General features: G+C 71.6%; 1 protein-coding gene. It reads right to left on the bottom strand.

Annotated features, from left to right (window positions below; genetic code table 11):
- Positions 1 to 25: 25 nt before the first annotated feature.
- Positions 26 to 1,738 carry a threonine/serine ThrE exporter family protein gene (locus ACWGIG_RS38720; RefSeq protein WP_453326417.1) on the bottom strand — a complete coding sequence of 571 codons (1,713 nt, stop codon included), beginning with the start codon at positions 1,736 to 1,738 and terminating at the stop codon, positions 26 to 28.
- Positions 1,739 to 1,793 lie beyond the last annotated feature (55 nt).

The raw sequence follows: 1,793 nt of genomic DNA on the forward strand, positions 1-1,793 counted from the left end.
AACCTGGAACGTACCCCTGGAAAACCTAGAACCCGCGCGTCCGCTTCGCCGCCCGGCGGCTTCCGCCGTCCCGAGCCCCCGGCATCCGCAGGAACAGCCGGGAGATCTCGCCACCCAGGTTCACGCCGATGGCGATCGCCAGCGCGATGGCCGCGGCCTTGGACAGCGACGCCAGACCGGTGTTCACGTCGTTCTGCGCGATGCCCAGGAGGCCGTAGTACGTCGCGGAACCCGGCAGCAGCGGCCCGATCGCCGCCGTCACGTAGGGCAGCGCCGACGCGTACTGGTAGCGCGAGAAGAGCTGGCCGAAGAGGCCGACAAGACCCGCCGCGACCGCCGTCGCCGCGACGGCCGAGATCTTGCCCGTCGTGTTCATCGCGCCGAAGACGATCCAGGCGACGCCGCCGTTCAGCGCCACCATGATCACCGTGTTGCGCTCCTGCTGGAGCAGGATCGCGAACGCGAAGCACAGGGCGATCGACGCCAGGATCTGGATCACAGGACGGGACTCGACGTGCATCGTGGCGTCCGGGTGCAGGTTCGGGTTCAGCCCCGCTCCCGCGTACAGCACGATCAGCACGCCCAGCACGATCGCGATGAAGAAGTACATGACTTCGAGCAGCCGCGCCGACGCGGTGATGTAGTAGCCGGTCAGCCCGTCCTGCACGCCCGCGACCAGCGCCCGTCCGGGCAGCAGCGCGAAGAGCCCACCGGTGATCACGGCGGACGGCAGGATCCCGCCCACCACGTCCGCCGGTACGAAGGCGAGGCCGACGCCCATCGCGGCGGGCGGCATCGCCGCCGCCACGAACTGGTAGAACTCCGGCAGCCCGCGCCCCGCGCACAGCCAGGCCAGCCGGTCGCCCAGGATCGCCCCGAGCGCCGCCGCGACGAACACGATGACCCCACCGCCGACCAGCACCGATGCCGACCCCGCGAGCAGCCCGCTGGCGCCGGACAGCGCCCATCCCGGGTACGGGTGCCGGTTGCGCCGGATCTCCGCGAGGCGGCGGTACGCCTCCTCCAGCGTGACATCGATGTCCTCCGCGGTGATGTCCGCGATCAGCCGGTAGACGCCCGCCAGCCGGGTGTAGTCGGTGCCCCGGCGCCGCACCGTACGGCTGGCGGTCACCGGGTCGTCGATGAGCGAGGGCTGGTACGAGATCGACAGGAGCGTGAAGGTGACGGTCGGCTCGCACCGGTCGAGCCCGTAGGCCCGGCACACCGCGAACATGGCCGCCTCGACGTCCTCGGCCCCCTCGCCGCCGGCCAGCAGCAGCTCGCCGATACGCAGCGTCAGGTCGAGCACGCGCGGTACGGCGGGTCCCGAGTCCTCCTCGTCGCCGTGCCGCTGCACGCTGTCCGGTACGGGCCGGTCGCCGACCGGCATGCGCAGCAGGGTGCGCATCCGGTCCTGCCAGGGCGCCTCCTTCGTCAGCTTGACGACGGGTATTCCCTGGGCGGGAGTGAACGCGGGCGGAGAGTGCCGGGCGCTGTACGTCCGGGGAGGTTCGAACCCGGCCCGCTTCTGGGCGGCGGTCCTGGGCACGTCGAAGGCGGAACCTTCCTGCGCCTGCGGAGTCTCGGGCGACAGCCCCTGCGGAAGGGCGAATTCCGAGGTCGGCTGCTCCTCCTCGGCCGAAGGCGCGGTCCGAAGGCCCTGCGGGAGCGCGAATTCCGAGGTGACCGACTGGTCCTCGTCCACGACCACCACCGGGATGGCCTGGGTCGCCCCGATCCCGGACGTGGTGCTGGACGCCGTACGAGCGGCCCTTCCAGGGTCGGACCCGGAC

The sequence above is a fragment of the Streptomyces sp. NPDC054863 genome (assembly GCF_053610825.1).